The following is a 17,664-nucleotide window of genomic DNA, read 5'->3' as shown; positions in this document are numbered from 1 at the left end:
GATCGGCCGATCTTCGTGCCGCATCAACGGGATCAAGCGCACTGATTGCTGCCCGCTTACCGTCAAGCATCTGCTCAACGGCGGCAACGAGAGATGCAGGGGCCAAAGTCGCCCGAACTTCAGCGTTCACTTCACGAACCTCCACGCGGATGTTTTCTATAAAGGAAATCCCGATTCATTTCAATATTAAAATAATGCTTCCTCTTAATCCAAATAAATCCATCCCCTTTAGATATAACAGCAACATCCACCGGGCCACCCACAGATTCCAGAGAGGAGTCGACCCGGCGCCTAAGGGCCGTAATATCAACCAAAGCCTCCGCCATACTTGCCATCTCTTCCTTTGGAAGCGCATTTACGACACTCAGAATGGGATTAATTGAATTAATCTGATGAAATTTTCCCAGCTCCTCCTTAAACATCTCCATTATTTTCCGATTTTCACCGGATTGAATACCGCCCTCCACGACCCTCTCATCTGCATCAGATATGTATCTCCTTACAAGAGAGTCGCTTTTGTTCTTTAATATTCTACCAAATAGGCTACTTATATAACTTCTCGTTTCGGCACTAATGCCCTCAATTATAAGCGATATAATATCCATCTGACCGAATGGCAGCACCACGCCCCCCGGATCCTCATCTGTGTTTAGATTTTGAGACCGACTGTCCCTCCAGCATCTATTTATGCTTTTAAATTTTCCGTCGAAAATCGTCACGTTGGCCACGGGAAGTATTTCACTATCACCGAACCCCGCCATTACTATTCCCGTGGAGTATTCCGATTGGATGTTTCTAATTACAAATGCGTGCAGGTATCCTAGAATCGCATTCAACACAGCCGCCGTGATTACTTCTTCAAAGACCTCGCCAGCCAGCGCTTTTATGTCTTTCGACCACTCTTCGGAGAATTTTTCTAAAGAAAGCTGGATATCAACTATCTGGAACTCATCATCCAAGCTTGCCCTCGCTGATTTCATGTATGAAATTGCATTTTCACGGAACTCTTTCTTCGATTCATACTTAATATGGGATTTCGCAGAATTTAGAATATCTATAAATCTTGCCGCCAAGCCAACTTGCTGCAATGTCAAATCATCGAATATAGGTCTATTAGAAAATTCTATGAAATCTTCAGAACATTCCTCGACCGTATTATAACATTTTGACTGACATTCTCTCCGAAACATCTTGATGATGTTCTCCCACAGAACGCCAGACACGTCAGCGGATCCATGAATCATGATCCCGATGTCGTGCGCCGGACCAAGAGAGAAGAGCTTGTTGGCTGTTTTCCACACCCGCTGCCTACCGGTCGTTACTGCGCTGTCAGCTGCAAGCGCAATGCCCTGACGATTTAGGATCACGATTTCTGTAGTCATTCGCCCTTACCTCACACCACAATCCTCGCCCCAGGGCGCCACTGCAATCTTGCGAGTGTCGCGAATAAATTCAACCCAGGCGCGGAACTGCCGCCGATAGCCACCCCACCCGTCCTGGTTTAGCCTGACCGCCGCACCAGGGAGACGACCTCAGATGACCGATGACGGCGGACCGTGGGGGCGACCGCGCCCGGAGGCGCCCAAGCCCGCGCCGTCGCGCCCGCCCATTCCGCGCCAGCGGCTGCTGATCTGGGTCGGGGTGATGGTCGCCACGGGCGCGGCGGTCTGGGGGCTGGCGCGGGCCAATCCCGGGGCGGTGAGCTCCGAGGAGGACTGGATGTGGACGGCGCGCAGTGTCGCGATCGTGGCCCTGCTCTCCTCCGCCCTGCTGCGCGGAGGACCGATCCGCTGGGGGGAAAAGGCGCGGCACGCGGCGATGTGGGTCGCGGTCGGGATGGTGCTGATCCTGGGCTACAGCTATCGCGGCGAGCTGGCCGGGCTGGGCCAGCGTCTGCAGGGCGAACTGACCGGGGCGCATCCGGTCGCGGCCGGCGACCACGAGCTGGTGGTCAGCCGCGAACAGGGCGGCTTCTTCGTCATCGGCCAGGTCAACGGCCAGACCGTGCGCTTCATGGTCGACACCGGCGCCACCGATACGGTGCTGAGCCCCGCCGACGCCCGGCGCCTGGGCCTGGACACCGCCAAGCTCGTCTATGGTCGCCCGGCCCAGACCGCCAACGGCCTGGGCTTCGGCGCCGACTTCAAGGCCGACAGCCTAGCCATAGGCCCGATCCGCATGACCGACATGCCGATGGTGGTGAACCAGACGGCGATGGATAGCTCCCTGCTCGGCATGAGCTTCCTCACCAAGCTGGAGTCGTTCCAGGTGAAGGGCGACCGCCTGTATCTGAGATGGCGGGGCTAGGAGCCCCATGCGCTTGTGAACTTCTGCGCCACGAATTTGCGCAATTCCGAATAGGCTGAGATCCGACATGATCGGGGGGCTCCACAGCCACCCGAACGGATCCCCGCCATGTCGACCCTGTCCCCCACCGCCGATCCCCGCCCCGCCCGCCGCGCCAAGACGGTCGAAGCCCCTCAGACCCGCGGCCAGGCCGTGGGCGGGCCCAAGGCCCTCCTGCGTCTCGAGGGCGGCGTCGTGCTCGCCGCCGCGGCCGCCTACGCCCAGACGGACGGCGGCTGGTTGCTGTTCGCGATCCTGTTCCTGGTCCCCGATCTCTCGATGCTGGGCTATCTGGCCGGCCGCCGGATCGGGGCCTTCGGCTATAATCTCGGCCACAGCTATCTGGGCCCCGCGGCCCTGGCCGCCTACGGCCTGTGGAGCGCCGCGCCGCTCTGCGTCTCAATCGCCCTGATCTGGGTCGCCCACATCGGCTTCGACCGACTGATGGGCTACGGCCTGAAATACGCGACTGGGTTCAAGCACACCCATCTGGGGTAAGGGCGGCGCTGAGTATCTAGCGTCGCCCAGTGACCTTGAGCGCCTCCGGCTTCTCACCGGTCAGTTCGTAGAGCTTGACCCAGCTGCGCAGGGCCGCGGCCACCGGGCCCGGGATCGGCAGGCCGGCGAACCAGCGCGAGACCGTCGAGCGGTCGACATCCAACCCTTCGGCGAGCCGGGACATCCAGCCCCGGTCGCCGAAGAGAAGGATCGCCGCCAGACGGAGCTCCTCAGGGGTCATGCCTGAGAGATCTCCGCCAGCGGGGCCTCGTGTTCGCGCATGTACCGCAGCACCGACTCCGAGAAGCCGTCGATGCGGGTCCAGTCGCCGTAGCCAACGCCGTTGCGGGCGCTGGCCACATTGACCATGTAGGCCTTGGCCGCCTTAGGCGCCGGAACCGGATCTTGCGACTGTTCGTCGGTGATCACGATCAGGCGGTCGTGCGGCAGCCGGTTCACATGCGCCACCGCCTTACCCAACAGGGTTCCGTTGCTCGGTTGCGAACGGATGACAGCATCGACCCCGGCCATGCCGCGGCGAGCCGGCACCTCAACCACTTCGTTCGAGAACGAGAAGACCCGCACATCGCCCGGAACGATCGAGGCCAGGGTGGCCGCGGCGTCCATCCGGGTGAGGTCAGATCGCGCCGACAGACGCACGTTCATCGAGGGGGACACGTCCACCAGGACAATCGTGCGGCCTTCGAACACCGGCTCCGCAAGCACCGCCTCCATCAGAGCCTGATCGAGGAAGGGCTCGTACCGCGGCGCGGCGCGCGCCGCCGCCACATAGCGGAACGGCAGCACCCGCTCGGCGCCGCGCCGGGCGATGATCGCGTCGCGCACCAGACCCTCGTCGACCTGCGCCTGATCCATGTTGCGGAGGTTCCGCAGCAGGGCCAGGTAGCCAAGCTTGCGCTCGGCGAGCAGGCGCTCAAAGGTCTCGCGCTTGTCCGCGCCGCCCGACAGGGCGACTTCCCAGGTGTCCGGCGACGGCAGGTCACGGTTCGCCACCTGCTTCCAGAGCGCGGCCTGAGCCTCGTCCTTCGGCTTGGCGTGAACCAGGAACAACACGTCGCGCAGCTTCACGGGGCCGTCGCGATCGTACTTGGCGAGCTGATAGCCGTCGAACTTGGCGAAGGCGCGGGCGAGGCCGCGCTTCATCTGCTTGGTCAGCGGCCGACGACCGTTGCGCCAATAGAGCGCCAGGAACTCCGACATCTCGTCGGCGCGCTGGATGACGCGCTCGATGGTCTCCGAGACCAGCGAGGTCCCAGACCCGGTGCGAACCAGGACGGACAGCAGCATCAGCGGCGCGTGGCGCAGATTGAAGCGCTCGCGCGCCTCGACGGCGAGCGCCGCGACGATCGCGGGATCGAGTTCGGCGGCCAGAGCGGACATGCGGTCGGCGATGGTCTCGCCGTCCTCATAGAACTCGCTCTCCCACAGGAGGCAGGACAGCACCGACCGGCGCAGCTTCTGTTCGGCCGAGAGGATCGCGGCCGGAGCGCCTTCGTGCGTGACGCCCGGGCGCGGGGAAAAGATGTTGAAACGCATGGCGCCAACCTCCTGACGTCGTTGAAAGGGCCAATCCGGGGAAAGGGCGAGAACGCCTCTCCCGACGATCGACCCTTCGGCCTTACGTCGGGACGCGGGTTTCGAACCCGCTCAGCTTTGCAGCCTTAACCATCGAAGTATTCGTTCTCTTCGCCCCCAGATTGGGTCCTGCCGAACGCGCCGGAGCGACGCGGCTCAAACCGCACCGATCAATCGCGATCGCCAGGACACGATCTTGATAGTCCGTCTTGTTGCATAATGCAACAAAAATGATGACGTCGTCCGCGGGGAATATGCGATCCCGGGGGGCGCTTCCGCCGACGCTCGCCACGTCAGACCTCAGCTTGGACTCTGGCCGCCCACGGGTTTGGAGCGATGAATCCGGGATCATCGCCACCGCGGACGACGTCACCGCCAGCACGTCGGCCAAGCCTGTTTGTTGATCCGTGCGCGCGGTTCCAAGCCCGCCGCTTCCGGATCCCACAGGCCAGCCTGGCGCTGGGGTCGACGACAGGGAACAGGCGAGACCGGCAGCCCGGAGCTTTTCCAACTAAGCTACGGCGAGCTTGCGCCCTCCGGCGGGATTCGAACCCGCGACACCAGGGTCCAACGATGAAGCCGATCTCTACGCCACTGTCGTCGAGATGCTGGGGTACAGGCGGGCGCGCGGTTTCTGCTCTACCGGGCTGAGCTACACGGAATTTGCATCCCGTGACGGGATTCGAACCCGCGACACGAAGTATTCGTGCCCTACGCCGCCAACATCTCTCGCCGCCGAAGCGACGAGGCCGGTCTGATATCCGCATATGTTGCATAATGCAACACGAAATCTGACTTTTCTTGTCGCGTCTCTTCCGGCCCTCCGCTGGCGCTTCGGGCGTTCGACGCGGCGATCGTGAAAGCGTTCACGATCGCATACGGCCCGCCTGAACGGCGGGCCGTCGCGTCTCACCCCTTCACGCACACGACCTGGCGCAGGGTGTGGACCACCTCGACCAGGTCGGCCTGGGCGGCCATCACCGCGTCGATGTCCTTGTAGGCCATCGGCGTTTCGTCGATCACCTCGGCGTCCTTGCGGCACTCCACCCCCGCCGTAGCGGCGATGTGGTCGTCGAGGCTGAACCGCCGCTTGGCTTCGGCCCGGCTCATGGCCCGGCCGGCGCCGTGCGAGCAGGTGCAGAAGGACTGGGCGTTCCCCTTGCCGCGCACGATGAAGCTTCGTGCGCCCATGGAGCCCGGGATGATGCCCAGGTCGCCTTCGCCCGCCCGCACCGCGCCCTTGCGGGTCACGAACACCTTCTTGCCGAAGTGGGTTTCGGTGGTGACGTAGTTGTGGTGGCAGTTCACCGCGCTCTCCGTCGTCCACAGATCCGGGAAGGCCGCGCGCAGAACGCCCAGCACCTGGTCCATCATCACCTCGCGGTTGGCCGCGGCGTATTTCTGCGCCCAACTCACCGCGCGGATGTAGTCGACGAAGCCGTCCGAGCCTTCCGGGAAATAGGCCAGGTCGGCGTCGGGCAGGTTGATGAACCACCGGCGCATATCGTGCTTGGCGTGCTCGATGAAGTAGCTGCCAAACCGGTTGCCGACGCCCCGAGAGCCGGAGTGCAGCATCACCCACACGTCACCGGCTTCGTCGAGGCACAGCTCGATGAAGTGGTTGCCCGTGCCCAGCGTGCCCAGGTGGCCGAGACCCCGCGGGTGCGCCGCCTTGGGATGCTTGTCGATCACCGCCGCATAGCCGTCCGCCAGCTCCGCCCACTTGGCCTTGGCCAGGTCGGGCGGGTCGCCGGCATGGGCGCCCACGTCATTGCGACCGCCATTGTCGGTCCGGCCATGGGGCACGGCGGCTTCGATGGCCGAGCGGATCCCCGACAGGTTGTCGGGCAGCTGCTCGGCGCGGATCGAGGTCCGCACCGCCATCATGCCGCAGCCGATGTCGACCCCCACCGCCGCCGGGATGATGGCGCCGGAGGTGACGATCACCGAGCCCACGGTCGCGCCCTTGCCCCAGTGCACGTCGGGCATCACCGCGACGTGGCTGTGGATGAACGGCAGGCTGGCCACATTGCGCAGCTGGGCGAGCGCCGATTCCTCGATCGGCACCCCCTTGGTCCAGGCCTTGATCGGCCGGCCGTCGCTTTCAATCAGATCGAACCCGCTCATGGGGTTCCCCCTTCTTTGCTCTGCCCCTCCCGGCGTCGCGGCTGAACGGAGCCCCAGAAACGAGGAACCCCTCCAGGCCGGGCCGGGAGGGGTTCCTTCGTACAGTCCAGATCGGATCGCCGACCTAGCTCGAAGCCTTCCTCCGGACGCGCGCGCGCAGACCCTCGACCTGATAGTCGAAGCTGCGGACGTTCATCTCTTTGGCTGGCTTGCAGGCCATGGTCGTGGGTCCTTTCGGGAGCGCGGCGTGTGTCATGACGACCCGCAGCCGGCAAGACCAAGGTTAACCTCGCCGACCGAACAGCCCATGGTTGTGGCCCAAATGACACGCCATGAGCGAACCCGGGGCAGGATCATCCCTCCCCCGGCTTCACCAGGTGGTAGGGCTGGCTGATCTCCTGGAAGACCGGCAGGGCCTCGCAGGTCGTTGCGTGGGCGGAGATGGCCGGCCAGGCGGCGAGATCGAAGACGCCGGGAAGGGCCTCGCGGACGAAGCGCAGCATGGTCGCCAGGATGATATCGGCATGGCCGATCCGGTCGCCGAACAGCCAGGGGGTGGTGCGCGACGCGCGGGCGGCCTCAAGGGCGTCGAGGGCGCCGGACACCTGGGTGCGGCAGCGGTCGACCCACATCTGCAGGGCCTCGCCGCGCAGGGCGCGCTCATAGAGCAGCGAGACGGCCTTGTCGGCGGCGCCGGCGGCGAGCGCGATGAGGCGGAAGGCCTGGCGGCGGTCGGGGCCCGCCGCGGCGATCATGGCGCGGTCCGGGCCCACCATCTCGTCCAGGGTCTCCAGGATGGCGAAAGAGTCCATCAGGGCGACGCCGTCGTCGAACACCACGGTCGGCACCCGGATCAAGGGGTTGTAGGCGGCGATGGTCTCCGCGTCCCCGAAGGTGGACCAGGGCTTGTGGTCATAGGGGATGGCGTAGAGCCGAAGCGCGATCGCCACCCGCCGCACGAAGGGCGAATCGTACTGACCGATCAGCATCATGGCGGGGGGCTCCGCGGTTGGAGGATCAGGTCGTGCGTTCGAACTCGGCGTCGATCACCAGCTGGATCGGGTCGAGGAAGAAGGGCGACATGCCGTAGTCCTGGGGGTTGATCCAGGCGATCGCCTGGGCGCCCAGGCGCGGATGGCCGAAACCCTTGCCGGCGCCGATCAGCTCGACCTTGAAGGTCACCGGCTTGGTCTTGCCCAGCAGGGTGAACTGGCCGTCGATCTCGCCATGCAGGGGGTCGGTGCGGCGGAAGGCTGTCGAGACAAAGGTCGCCTTCGGGAAGTCGGCCGACTTCAGATAGGTGCCGGCGATCTCCTTGGCGAAGCCCGGCACATTGGTCGCCACCGAGCCGGTGTCGACCGCGGCGTTGAAGCTGGATTTGTCCAGGTGGTCCGGATCCCAGACCAGGGTCGCCTGGGCGGTGTCGAACCGGAAGATGCTCATCGAATAGCCGATGTGCGAGACCCGGGCGATGACGCCGGCATGGCCCGGATCGAGCTTGTAGGTCCCGGCCACGGCGGCGGCGGGATCCTTGTCGCCGCAATAGACCCCGGGCGGCAGGCCCGTGGGACAGGCGGCCTGGGCGAGACCGGCGAAGGTCAGGGCGGCGAGCAGGCCGCACAGGGCGGCGATGGGGCGCAGGATGGACATGAGCGAACCTTATCGGGGTGGGCGGTCAACTGGAAGACGCGGCGATACGGCCCGCCCCGACAGGGCGCGCGCGTAATCTTCCGTTATCCATGAGCGCGTTAGAGGCGGATGAGCAGGGGGAATGCGCATGCGCTGGTTGCTGGGCCTTGTGGCCGTATCGAGCCTGGGACTGGCCTCCTGCGCCTCCCACCAGACGGCGCTCGCCCTGCAGTCGCCGCCGGTGGCCAACGCCCTGACCTTCTCGGTGCCGCCGACCCACCCGCTCGCCCACACCGTGGTGCTCGACTACATCTCCGGCATGTCGCAGCACTCCTTCTGGTTCGCCGAGGCCAACCAGAAGGCCTTCCGCCCGCAGGTGGAGAAGCTGCTGGTCGAGTCCGGCATGATGGCGCCGACGCCGGTCGCCGCCCGCTATGGCCTGCAGATCGAGTTCGTCGACCTCAAGGGCTCGGTGTTCGGGACCGATTTCGACAGCCGCAGCCGGGCGGTCTATCGCATCGTCGAGCGCCGCACGGGCCGCGTCGCCTTCACCAGCACGGTCGACGCGGGCTTCAGCGCCCGCTTCGTCGGGCTGAACGAGGATGACGCGATCCTGGCCTACAGCGTGATCGGCGCGCCGCTCGTCGCCGCCAACCTCGCCTCGCCGTCCAACTATATCGCCTCGCCCAACACCTTCGGCCGCAACGCCGAGGTGCGCGCCCACGCCCGCGAGGGCGACCTGGCCACGCGAGGCTTCGGCGCCCGCGACGGCCTGACCCGGGCCAAGCAGGCCGACTTTCAGATGATGAAGCAGAGCCTGGCCAAGTTCGTCCTGGCGCTCTCAGCCCAGCAGCAGATCCCAATGACCAAGATCCTGCCCTGCCTGGACAATCCCGACATCGAGCGGGAGAAGGCCGACCTGGCCCGGCGCGGCATGCGCTGGACCGAGGACAATTGCGAGCACTATCCGGCCAAGCCGGCGCCCATCGTCTACTGAATGGTCTAGTCTGGCCGCCTCGAACGATGGGGCGCTCGCGTGAACCTGACCGACTTCACCTCCTGGGAGGGGATCGCCGCCATCGTCTCGGCGGTGATCGGCCTGTTGACGGTCGGCGGCGCGGTGTTCCGTTGGCGCGAGCAATCCCTGCGGCGCGAGGACGTCCAGGACTGGGCCAATGAGGCGATCACCGCCTTGCAGAGCCTGGTGCTGCTGACCGCCCTGCCACCGGGCCGGATCCCCGCGGACGAGGCGGGCCGTCGGCTGGCCGAGGTGATCTTCGACACCTCCATCCTGGTCGAGCGCGGGCGGCTGTTCTTCCGCAACAAGCCCTGGGGCGACTATGGGGCGAAGAAGCCGCTGGCCTATCGCGGCCGCCGTCCCGCCCTGCTCGACGACCTGATCGCCGCCCACCAGGCGGCCCTGAGGCTGGAGGGCGCGGACGCCCGGACACGGGCCCAGCTGAGCCTGATCGCCGAGGACGCGCTGAAGGATTTCGTCACCCGCATGCAGCACGAGGTGGGCCGCAGCCGCACCGCCTCGCCCGCCACCGGCAAGGTCGGCGAAAGCGTCGACGTGGCCCTGGCGGCCAGCCGCCTCGATCCCCGCCGGGTCGCCGACCGGATGGCGGAGATGGGGGACTAAGGCCCCCACCTCCGCAAGGCCGATCAGGCCTTGATGCGCATCTGGCCCATATAGTCGCGCTTGCCGAGCGGCACGCCCTTGGTCCGCAGGATGTCGTAGGCGGTGGTGGCGTGGAAATGCAGGTTCGGCAGGGAGAAGCTCATCAGGAAGCCCTCGGCGACGAAGGGGATCTTGTGCTCGCCGAACTGGAAGGTGACGTCCTTGCCCTCAAGCGCATTGACCTCGTCGGGGGTCAGGGCCTTCAGCGCGGTCGCGGCGTCGGCGACGTATTTCTGCAGGCCGGCATAATCGAGCGGCTCCATCGTGGCGGAGGGCGAATAGAGGCCCTTCTTGGCGCCCTCGATGGCCCCGATCGAATGGTGGGCGACGGACAGCACCTGGAAGCGGAAGGGCAGCATGTTGGGGAACAGCTGGGCCGCGACGATCTCTTCGGGATCGATGTTGTTGTCCTGGCAATGGGACAGGCCGCGGTCGAGGAAGCCGGAGACGCCCCCCAGCACCTGCAGGAACGAAGTGACGCTGACGTCGTAGAGCGAAATGGCCATGCGGGCCTCCCCAGGGGTTTTGTTATCCCTCCCCTATCGACGAGGCGGGCGGGTCGGCGCCAGCGCTTTTTGCGCCGGGCCTAGATCTTGCCCCAGACGACCAGGGCCAGGCCGGAGAAGACCAGGACATAGCCGCCGAGCATGGTCCGGGTCAGCGGCTCCTTGAACACTAGCCGGGCCAGGACGGGAACCAGGGCGGAGCCGGCTATGGCGAAGGGATAGGCGCGGGTGAAGGCCACCCGGGTCAGGACATAGAACCAGAAGAGCGCTGTGAAGCCGTACCAGACCCCGGCCAGCATCAGCCGCGGATTGGTCAGCATGGCGAGCCCCACCGCCGGGCGGTCCGCGTCGCGGCCGAGCGCGGCCCATTTGAACATCAGCTGGCCGGCCGGCAGGGTCAGGGCGAAGACCGAGCAGAGGATCAGGTCGCCCGGACTCATCATCGGGGTCAGCCCGGCTTGCGGAAGAACGAGGCGACCGCGTCGGCCGGCGCCAGGCGCGCCACCGGATAGGTGGCTACGGCGAATCCATAGGCGGCCATGGAGCGCAGCAGGGGCTCGTCGCGGACGCAGCGGATGCGGCTCCACAGGCCCTTGATCTGGACGGTGTCGAGGTCGAGGCGGCGCTCGGCCGTGAGCCCGACGGTCGCGGCGGCGCGGGCGAGATCGCGCGGCGCGAAGTACCACAGGTGCGGCGAGGGCAGGCCCCTCTGCCACAGCCGGTCATAGGCGCCGCCCAGACCCAGCCGGTCGAGCACCTCGGCCACCTTGAAGAAGAAGCCGTCGCGGTTGGGGCAGTTGAGGCAGAGCACGCCGCCGGGATTCAGGTGCCGGGCGCAGGCGGCGAAGGCGGTCGTGATGTCCGGGATATGCTCGAAGACGTCGTTGAAGACGATCACGTCGAACCGGTCGGCGTCGTCCAGGGCGTCGGGGAAATAGCCATGCCGGACCGGAACGCCGCGGGCGCGGGCGGCGGCGATCACATTGGCGTCGGGCTCGATTCCCTCGACCGAGAATCCCAGGCCGGCGGCGTGCTGCAACAGGAACCCAGGACCTGCGCCCACGTCCAGCAGCCGGGCGCCAGGCCGCGCCAGGGTCTTGAGGGTGTCCAGCAGGCGGGCGTTGTTGCGGTCGCGCACCGCCTCCAGGCCGGCCTCGCGGCGGGTTTCGTCGACCAGGTCGCCGCCCGCGACGTCCGGAATCTCCACGGCGAAGTCGGCGTGCAGCAGTCCGCAGCCTTGGCAGCGGAACAGCCAGTCATGGCGCCACGGGGCGAGGGTCCGGGCGCAGGCCGGGCAGGCGCGCCCTGGGTTCGCGACCGTCTTGCTGTCGTGCTGATCCGCCATCGGCCGATGGAGTGGACCAGCCCCGCGCGCCGCGCAAGCCCCGGAACCCGCCCCGGTTTGATGCGGTCGGTTGCAGGCGGGCCCAGCATGTGACAGGTCGTGGCCTTGTCTTCGCCTCCTAGGACCGCCGCCATGTCCGACGCCCAGCCCGCCTCCGTCTACGACCTCGCCCACCAGGAAGAGGCCGAGAGCCTGGCCACCTACGCGATCCTGGTCGACAACGAGCCGGGCGTGCTGCACCGGCTGGTCGGACTGTTCGCCGCCCGTGGCTACAACATCGAAAGCCTGACCGTGGCCGAGACCGACCGGCGGGCGCATACCAGCCGGGTGACCATCGTCACCCGCGGCGCCCCGCACGTCCTGGCCCAGATCGAGGCCCAGCTGACCAAGATGGTCGCCACCCGCCACGTGCAGGACGTCAGCCGCGACCCCAACGGCCTGGAGCGCGAGCTGGCGCTGGTGAAGGTCAAGGGCTCCGGCGCCGACCGGGTCGAGGCCCTGCGCATCGCCGACATCTTCCGCGCCAAGGTGCTGGACACCGGCATCGACAGTTTCGTCTTCGAACTGACCGGCGCCTCGCACAAGATCGACAAGTTCGTCGATCTGATGCGGCCGCTCGGCCTGGTCGAACTGTCGCGCACCGGCGTCTTGTCGATCACCCGCGGCGGCGAGGCGATCTAGAGACCGCGTCTAAGCCGCCAGCACTCGGAAGCGGAACAGGGCGGCGCCCAGGACGGCCCCGGCCGCCGGCGCCACGAAGAACAGCCACAACTGCGACAGGGCGTGACCGCCCACCAGCACGGCCGGTCCGAAGCTGCGGGCCGGATTGACCGACACGCCGGTCACCTGGATGCCGACGATGTGGATCACCGCCAGGGTCAGGCCTATGGCCAGGCCTGCGAAGCCGGCCGGGGCGCCGGGCCCGGTGGAGCCCAGGATCACGATCACGAACAGGGCGGTCATCACCACCTCGAAGATCGCCGCGGCGGACAGCGGGAACTCGCCCAGATAGCCGGGCCCCCAGCCGTTCTGGCCCAGGCCGTGCGCCGTGCCGGCGATAGCGGCCAGCAGGGCCGCCCCGGCCAGGGCGCCGGAGAACTGCGCCACCCAATAGCCGGCCATATCGCGCAGGCTCATCCGGCCGGCGATGAACACCGCCAGGCTCACGGCCGGATTGACGTGGCACCCTGAGATCGGCCCGATCCCATAGGCCATGGCGACGATGGCCAGGCCGAAGGCCAGGGCTATGCCCAGCTGACCCACGTGATCCCCGCCCAGCACGGCCGCGCCGCAACCGAACAACACCAGACTCAGCGTGCCCACGAACTCGGCGATGTACTTCGACATGTCGGACCCTCCTGTTTCATTCGAGGCTAGCAGCGAGCGGGGCCGTCGTGGCGAACGCCTGCCCCAAATTGGGAGGGCGGGGCCCAATCCAAACACCGACCGATTGGTCGGTTTGTTTATTGACGGCTTTCGGCGGCCGTGATCCATTCGCCGTCGAGGGCCGGCGCGGTCGCTCCGCCCGGCGACGGGCGAGGTGTTCGCCGCCGGGGCTCGTTATTTTGATCTGACGATTTTTTAGACCTTTCAGCGCCCACGACCCTCCGTGGCCGGGGGCGCGCCGGACCTTTTCAGGAACGATAGTGACTACAGGACGGCCCGGCCTCTCAGCGGCCCCTATTTCGGGGTCGCGGCCGGACGTCGAGACGACCTGAGGCGCCGGCGCGCGATTGGCGACAATCGCGCGTCGCGCCCACGCTTGGTCGGCGTTACGACCTGATCTCTCCTGATCCCCCCATTGGCCTCCCTTGCCGGTGGGCTTACTGCGTCGGCGCGGCGGCCAACGTCGCGCCGGCGGCTTTCCCTAAGGGTAGGCTTGCTTCGGGGTGAGTTTGCGCCAAGCATGGCCGTAACCGAGGAGAACCGTGCCCCTATGGCGTCAGACCCCGCCATGACCGAGGCGATCAAGACCCCGCGCCGCAGCCAGGCGGAACGCACCGCGGCCATGCGCGCGCGCCTGATCGATGCGGCGGTCGTCTGTCTCAATCGCCTGGGCTATTCGGCCACAACGCTCGCCACCATCGCCGAGGAGGCCGGGGTCAGCCGCGGCGGCATGCTGCACCAGTTCCCCAGCAAGGTGGACCTGATGCTGGCGGTGGTCGCCTTCGCCTCGGGCTATGACGAGCGGCCCCAGGCGCCCAGGGCCTTGAACGACGACGGCGACAAGCGCGCCCAGTTCATCGACCAGACCGACACGGTCTGGCGCGCCCAGACCACGCCCGCGGTGATGGCCAAGCTGGAGATCATGGTCGCGGCGCGGTCGGACCCCCAGCTGGCCGATCAGCTGCCCGCCATGTTCAACGCCATCGAGGCGCGCCGCCGCAGCTTCATGATCGACTTCGCCCGCGAGATCGGGGTGGACGACGCCGAGGCGATCGAGAGCATGGTCACCCTGCACATGGCCGCCATGCGCGGCCTGTCGCTCGAGATGCTGCTGACCGACGATCCGGCCCGGATCGAGCGGGCCTATGGCCTGCTCAAGCGCTACAAGGAAGATCTCGTCGACCGGCTGATGGCGGAAGCCGCAGCCAAGAAGGCCAGCGCCTGAGCCGAGGCCCTCTCCCCATGAACGGGGAGAGGGGTGTGCGGTCTTACGCCGCCTGGGCCAGGCCCTCCGTCGCGCGGGCGGCGAGGATCTTGCGCTTCACGATGGCGCGCACCGTCACGTACTGGATCACGAACAGGCCGATCTTGGAGGCCAGGGGGAAGATGGCCGCGAAGGCCACCCACTGGCTGGTGAAGCGGATCGCGACCACGGCGTTGAGGATGGCGGTCAGAAACATCAGGCCGGCCCAGACATAGCCGAAGAGCGTCATGATCTCCTGGCCGTGGCCGGCGGCGACCGGCGGCATGTAGCGCAGCATCCAGCCCCGCTGCAGCATGGCGCCGCCGACGATCACATAGATGATGGAGGGCTTGAACATCACGAAGCGGACGTCGTGGGTGATCAGGCTGGCCGTGCCGAACACGACCACCAGACCCAGGCCCATCCACTGCAGCCCGGGAATGGGCTGGCCGCGCATGACGCGCCAAGCGAGCTGCAGCACGCCCACCCCGATGGCGGCGGCGGTGGCGATGCGCACATCGACCTTGAGCGCGATCAGGACCAGGAAGATCAGGGTGGAGAAGAAGTCTTCCAGGAGCGGGCGGGCGGCGTACATCAGGTTGTTCATGGCGTCCTCGGGAACTCGAAAAGCGATGACCCGAAGCTAGCGGCGCAGGCACCAAAACCGGAAATCCGTCCGCGAAGGTTCGACGTCGATCGGCGAAACGGCCCCCGCCGCCCACGCTTCGCGAACGGCTCAAGCCCCGAATTTCGCGTCAGACCTTCTAAGTCGGCGCGTAAGCGCCTATATCAGTCCTGTCCGGTTCGCCGGACTATGGAGATAAACGCGCTCGTAATAAGCGGACTGGACCCGGGTGCGATTCCCGGCGGCTCCACCAATCTTCCTCCGGGTTATTCGCCGGAAAGTGCGGGGCCGATCAGCATCGACAGACGTCTAAAGGGGTTGCTTTCTCTCGGCTTTGCCCACCGTTTCGGGCTTTAAACTAAATGCGAACGATAACTTCGCTGAAGAAGTCCGTCTGGCCGCGTAAGCGTCAGACTGATTTCGACATCAAGCCCTAGGGGGTTTAGCTCCTCTAGGCGGGGCCCGGGGGGGGCCTGGCAACAGAACCCCCCCACTCACCTCTCCCGCCGATCACGCGCCTCTCATTTCGACAAGCTGCGCAAAAGCGGCGGCGTTGTGGCTGGACGCGCCTTGCGCGGCCGGCGCGACGCGTTACCCTGTATGGGCGCAACGCTCTCGGAGATCACATGGCCCAGGACCCGCCGGCCCAAGACCAGATGCACTACGAGGCCATGGCCCAGGAGGCCCTGCGCGGCGTGGTGAAGGCTGCGCTGAAAAAGGCCGCGGCGCCGGAAGGCCTGCCGGGCGCGCACCACTTCTACATCACCTTCAAGACCGAGGCGCCGGGGGTGTCCGGTCCGGCCGATCTGCTCTCCAAGTACCCGGACGAGATGACCATCGTGCTGCAGCACCAGTACTGGGACCTGGCGCCGGGCGAGACCTTCTTCACCGTGACCCTGAAGTTCGGCGGCCAGCCCAAGCGCCTCTCGGTGCCCTATGCGGCCCTGACCCGCTTCTATGATCCGAGCGTGCAGTTCCTGCTGCAGTTCGAGACCCCGGCCGCGGCCGCCGCCAGCGCCGCAGCCGCCGCTGCGGCGACCCAGGCCCAGGCGGGCGCTTCGGCCGAGGAGTCCGCGCCGGCCGACCCCGACGCGCCGAACGTCGTCTCCCTCGACCATTTCCGCAAGAAGTGAGCGGCCGATGACCGACGTCGCCGCGAGCGAACCCGAAGCCCTGACCGACGAGGCGATCCTCGCCCGGTTCCTGCGCTCCAAGAACCAGCCGACCGGCTCCCAGACCCTGGGCTTCCGGATGGTCGCCGTGAACCAGGCCGAAAAGACCGTCGAGGTCGCGTTCGAGGCCAAGGCCGAGCTGCTGCTCAATCCGATGAAGCAGATCCAGGGCGGCTATCTCTGCGCCATGCTGGACGAATGCATGAGCGTCGCCTGCATGGTCGCGTCGGGCATGACCCATGTGGCGCCGACCGCCGAGATGAAGACCACCTTCTTCCGCCCCGCCATGCCGGGAACCCTGAAGGGGATCGGCCGGGTCGCGAAGTGGGGCCGCACCATCGCCTTCACCGAGGGTGAACTCTATGACGCCGACGGCCGGCTGCTGGCCAAGGCCACGGGGACGGCGGTGCCGACCCCGTTCCAGTCCTACAAGAAGTAGGGCCATGGGCCGGGCGGGCTTTGCGGGCTTGCTCGTAGCCCTGACCCTGGCCTGGACCGGACCGGCGCTTGCCGCCGGACCGTTCGCCAACTGGGCCGCCGTGGTGGTGGCCGGCGACTGGCACGCCCATTCCGGCGGCCCCTCCGAAGCCTTCGACAACGCCCGACACGATGTGGTCGGCCAGCTCGAGCGGATCGGCTTCGACAAGGCCAATCTGCGCCAGTTCTCGGTCCGGCCCGAGCGCTACAAGGATGCGGGCCTGGCCAAGTCCGATCCCGAAGGCATCTACAACGCCCTGGTCGAACTGACCGCCAAGGCGCCCGACGGCTGCATGGTCTATTTCTCCAGCCATGGCGCCCCGACCGGGGTGGTGGTGGATCAGAAGATCCTGCCGCCCGGCATTCTGGGCGAAATCCTCAATCGCACCTGTGGCGCGCGGCCGACCGTGGTGGTGATCTCCGCCTGCTTCTCCGGCGTGTTCATCCCGGAACTGGCTCAGCCGAACCGCATGGTGCTGACCGCCGCGCGGCCCGACCGCACCTCGTTCGGCTGCGGCGAGGCCGACCGCTATCCCTATTTCGACGACTGCTTCCTGTCCTCGGCGCCCCAGGCCCGCGACTTTCCGAGCCTGGCGGGCGCCGTGCGGGCCTGCGTGGCCGCGCGGGAGATCAAGGAGGGCATGACGCCGCCCTCGGAGCCCCAGCTGTTCATCGGTCCGCAGCTTAGGCCCATGCTGCCGTTGTATGCTTTCCCCACTCCGCCACCGAAAGGGGGGTGAGCGGCCATAGGCGGTTGGAGGCCATGGCTCGGCGCCCTACAACCACCTCCCGTCGCCCACCGACTTCCGAGCCGTCCCCTTAGATATGCGCCTTTCCGCCAAGACCGCCCTCGCCGCCCTCGCGGCGCTCCTGCTGATCCCCGCGGCGACCTTGGCCCAGGATGCGCCGGCGACGACAGCCGCCGGCCCCAAGGGCCCGATCCCCTATACGGCGCTCCGGCGCCACACGCCCCGGCCGACCGCGGCCCGCCCTGCCGCGGCGACGGCGGCGCGACCCAATTCTGAGATCGCGA

At 66.5% G+C, this 17,664-nt stretch carries 20 protein-coding genes, 1 other RNA gene and 1 pseudogene; 11 read left to right on the top strand and 11 right to left on the bottom strand.

What is annotated here, in order from left to right; all coding sequences use genetic code 11:
- Positions 1 to 131: 131 nt before the first annotated feature.
- Positions 132 to 1,382, bottom strand: coding sequence for an Ntn hydrolase family protein (locus MQH10_RS16845; RefSeq protein ID WP_242565177.1), 1,251 nt, complete (start codon positions 1,380 to 1,382; stop codon positions 132 to 134).
- A gap of 154 nt (positions 1,383 to 1,536) precedes the next feature.
- On the opposite strand from MQH10_RS16845, the gene MQH10_RS16840 reads away from it, so the two are divergent.
- Both MQH10_RS16840 and MQH10_RS16835 read left to right on the top strand, forming a co-directional pair.
- Positions 1,537 to 2,307, top strand: coding sequence for a retropepsin-like aspartic protease family protein (locus MQH10_RS16840; protein WP_242565176.1), 771 nt, complete (start codon positions 1,537 to 1,539; stop codon positions 2,305 to 2,307).
- Between the two features lie 108 nt (positions 2,308 to 2,415).
- Positions 2,416 to 2,844: a DUF4260 domain-containing protein gene (locus MQH10_RS16835; protein WP_242565175.1), complete on the top strand. Its 429-nt coding sequence runs from the start codon at positions 2,416 to 2,418 to the stop codon at positions 2,842 to 2,844.
- 16 nt (positions 2,845 to 2,860) lie between these two features.
- On the opposite strand, the gene MQH10_RS16830 is transcribed toward MQH10_RS16835, so the two are convergent.
- The 5 genes from MQH10_RS16830 to MQH10_RS16810 all read right to left on the bottom strand — a co-directional run bounded on the left by MQH10_RS16830 (position 2,861) and on the right by MQH10_RS16810 (position 8,217).
- A complete protein-coding gene (locus tag MQH10_RS16830) occupies positions 2,861 to 3,085 on the bottom strand; it encodes a hypothetical protein (protein ID WP_242565174.1) in 225 nt (74 codons plus the stop codon).
- Positions 3,082 to 4,401: a TROVE domain-containing protein gene (locus MQH10_RS16825; RefSeq protein WP_242565173.1), complete on the bottom strand. Its 1,320-nt coding sequence runs from the start codon at positions 4,399 to 4,401 to the stop codon at positions 3,082 to 3,084. The genes MQH10_RS16830 and MQH10_RS16825 overlap by 4 nt, the downstream gene beginning before the upstream one ends.
- Before the next feature lie 948 nt (positions 4,402 to 5,349).
- Positions 5,350 to 6,567, bottom strand: coding sequence for an RtcB family protein (locus MQH10_RS16820; protein WP_242565172.1), 1,218 nt, complete (start codon positions 6,565 to 6,567; stop codon positions 5,350 to 5,352).
- A 353-nt stretch (positions 6,568 to 6,920) separates the two neighbouring features.
- Positions 6,921 to 7,559, bottom strand: coding sequence for a glutathione S-transferase family protein (locus MQH10_RS16815; protein WP_242565171.1), 639 nt, complete (start codon positions 7,557 to 7,559; stop codon positions 6,921 to 6,923).
- A 25-nt stretch (positions 7,560 to 7,584) separates the two neighbouring features.
- On the bottom strand, positions 7,585 to 8,217 hold the full coding sequence (locus tag MQH10_RS16810) for a YceI family protein (RefSeq protein ID WP_242565170.1): 633 nt from the start codon (positions 8,215 to 8,217) through the stop codon (positions 7,585 to 7,587).
- Positions 8,218 to 8,344: 127 nt separating this feature from the next.
- Between MQH10_RS16810 and MQH10_RS16805 the strand changes: the two genes are divergently transcribed.
- Positions 8,345 to 9,193: a hypothetical protein gene (locus tag MQH10_RS16805; protein WP_242565169.1), complete on the top strand. Its 849-nt coding sequence runs from the start codon at positions 8,345 to 8,347 to the stop codon at positions 9,191 to 9,193.
- A gap of 39 nt (positions 9,194 to 9,232) precedes the next feature.
- Positions 9,233 to 9,838 carry a hypothetical protein gene (locus tag MQH10_RS16800; RefSeq protein WP_242565168.1) on the top strand — a complete coding sequence of 202 codons (606 nt, stop codon included), beginning with the start codon at positions 9,233 to 9,235 and terminating at the stop codon, positions 9,836 to 9,838.
- A 23-nt stretch (positions 9,839 to 9,861) separates the two neighbouring features.
- On the opposite strand, the gene MQH10_RS16795 is transcribed toward MQH10_RS16800, so the two are convergent.
- From MQH10_RS16795 to MQH10_RS16785, 3 genes are all read right to left on the bottom strand, one after another.
- The gene (locus tag MQH10_RS16795) at positions 9,862 to 10,383 is read right to left on the bottom strand and encodes a DUF1993 domain-containing protein (protein ID WP_242565167.1); all 522 of its coding nucleotides are present in this window, start codon (positions 10,381 to 10,383) and stop codon (positions 9,862 to 9,864) included.
- Between the two features lie 80 nt (positions 10,384 to 10,463).
- Positions 10,464 to 10,826 carry an EamA family transporter gene (locus MQH10_RS16790; protein ID WP_242565166.1) on the bottom strand — a complete coding sequence of 121 codons (363 nt, stop codon included), beginning with the start codon at positions 10,824 to 10,826 and terminating at the stop codon, positions 10,464 to 10,466.
- Between the two features lie 5 nt (positions 10,827 to 10,831).
- Entirely contained in the window at positions 10,832 to 11,728 is an 897-nt protein-coding gene (locus MQH10_RS16785; RefSeq protein ID WP_242565165.1) for a class I SAM-dependent methyltransferase, read from the bottom strand.
- Positions 11,729 to 11,860: 132 nt separating this feature from the next.
- Between MQH10_RS16785 and ilvN the strand changes: the two genes are divergently transcribed.
- Positions 11,861 to 12,409, top strand: coding sequence for an acetolactate synthase small subunit (ilvN, locus tag MQH10_RS16780; RefSeq protein WP_242565164.1), 549 nt, complete (start codon positions 11,861 to 11,863; stop codon positions 12,407 to 12,409).
- A gap of 9 nt (positions 12,410 to 12,418) precedes the next feature.
- On the opposite strand, the gene MQH10_RS16775 is transcribed toward ilvN, so the two are convergent.
- A complete protein-coding gene (locus tag MQH10_RS16775; protein WP_242565163.1) occupies positions 12,419 to 13,075 on the bottom strand; it encodes an aquaporin in 657 nt (218 codons plus the stop codon).
- Between the two features lie 589 nt (positions 13,076 to 13,664).
- Between MQH10_RS16775 and MQH10_RS16770 the strand changes: the two genes are divergently transcribed.
- Entirely contained in the window at positions 13,665 to 14,339 is a 675-nt protein-coding gene (locus MQH10_RS16770) for a TetR/AcrR family transcriptional regulator (protein ID WP_242565162.1), read from the top strand.
- 43 nt (positions 14,340 to 14,382) lie between these two features.
- Here MQH10_RS16770 and MQH10_RS16765 read toward each other — a convergent pair whose 3' ends face one another.
- On the bottom strand, positions 14,383 to 14,964 hold the full coding sequence (locus tag MQH10_RS16765; protein ID WP_242565161.1) for an inner membrane-spanning protein YciB: 582 nt from the start codon (positions 14,962 to 14,964) through the stop codon (positions 14,383 to 14,385).
- A gap of 151 nt (positions 14,965 to 15,115) precedes the next feature.
- Here MQH10_RS16765 and ssrA point away from each other — a divergent pair.
- From ssrA to MQH10_RS16740, 5 genes and pseudogenes are all read left to right on the top strand, one after another.
- Positions 15,116 to 15,477: a transfer-messenger RNA gene (ssrA, locus tag MQH10_RS16760) on the top strand.
- Positions 15,478 to 15,608: 131 nt separating this feature from the next.
- A complete protein-coding gene (locus MQH10_RS16755) occupies positions 15,609 to 16,115 on the top strand; it encodes an SspB family protein (RefSeq protein WP_242565160.1) in 507 nt (168 codons plus the stop codon).
- A 7-nt stretch (positions 16,116 to 16,122) separates the two neighbouring features.
- A complete protein-coding gene (locus tag MQH10_RS16750; protein WP_242565159.1) occupies positions 16,123 to 16,593 on the top strand; it encodes a PaaI family thioesterase in 471 nt (156 codons plus the stop codon).
- A gap of 4 nt (positions 16,594 to 16,597) precedes the next feature.
- Complete coding sequence (locus MQH10_RS16745) at positions 16,598 to 17,371, top strand: C13 family peptidase (RefSeq protein WP_242565158.1); 774 nt, start codon at positions 16,598 to 16,600, stop codon at positions 17,369 to 17,371.
- A gap of 85 nt (positions 17,372 to 17,456) precedes the next feature.
- Positions 17,457 to 17,664, top strand: a pseudogene (locus MQH10_RS16740) (hypothetical protein); the annotation flags it as partial.

Origin of the sequence: Phenylobacterium aquaticum (assembly GCF_022695515.1) — a bacterium.
In the GTDB taxonomy this organism is placed as follows: domain Bacteria; phylum Pseudomonadota; class Alphaproteobacteria; order Caulobacterales; family Caulobacteraceae; genus Phenylobacterium; species Phenylobacterium aquaticum.
This window is presented reverse-complemented; position numbering and strand designations above follow the sequence as displayed.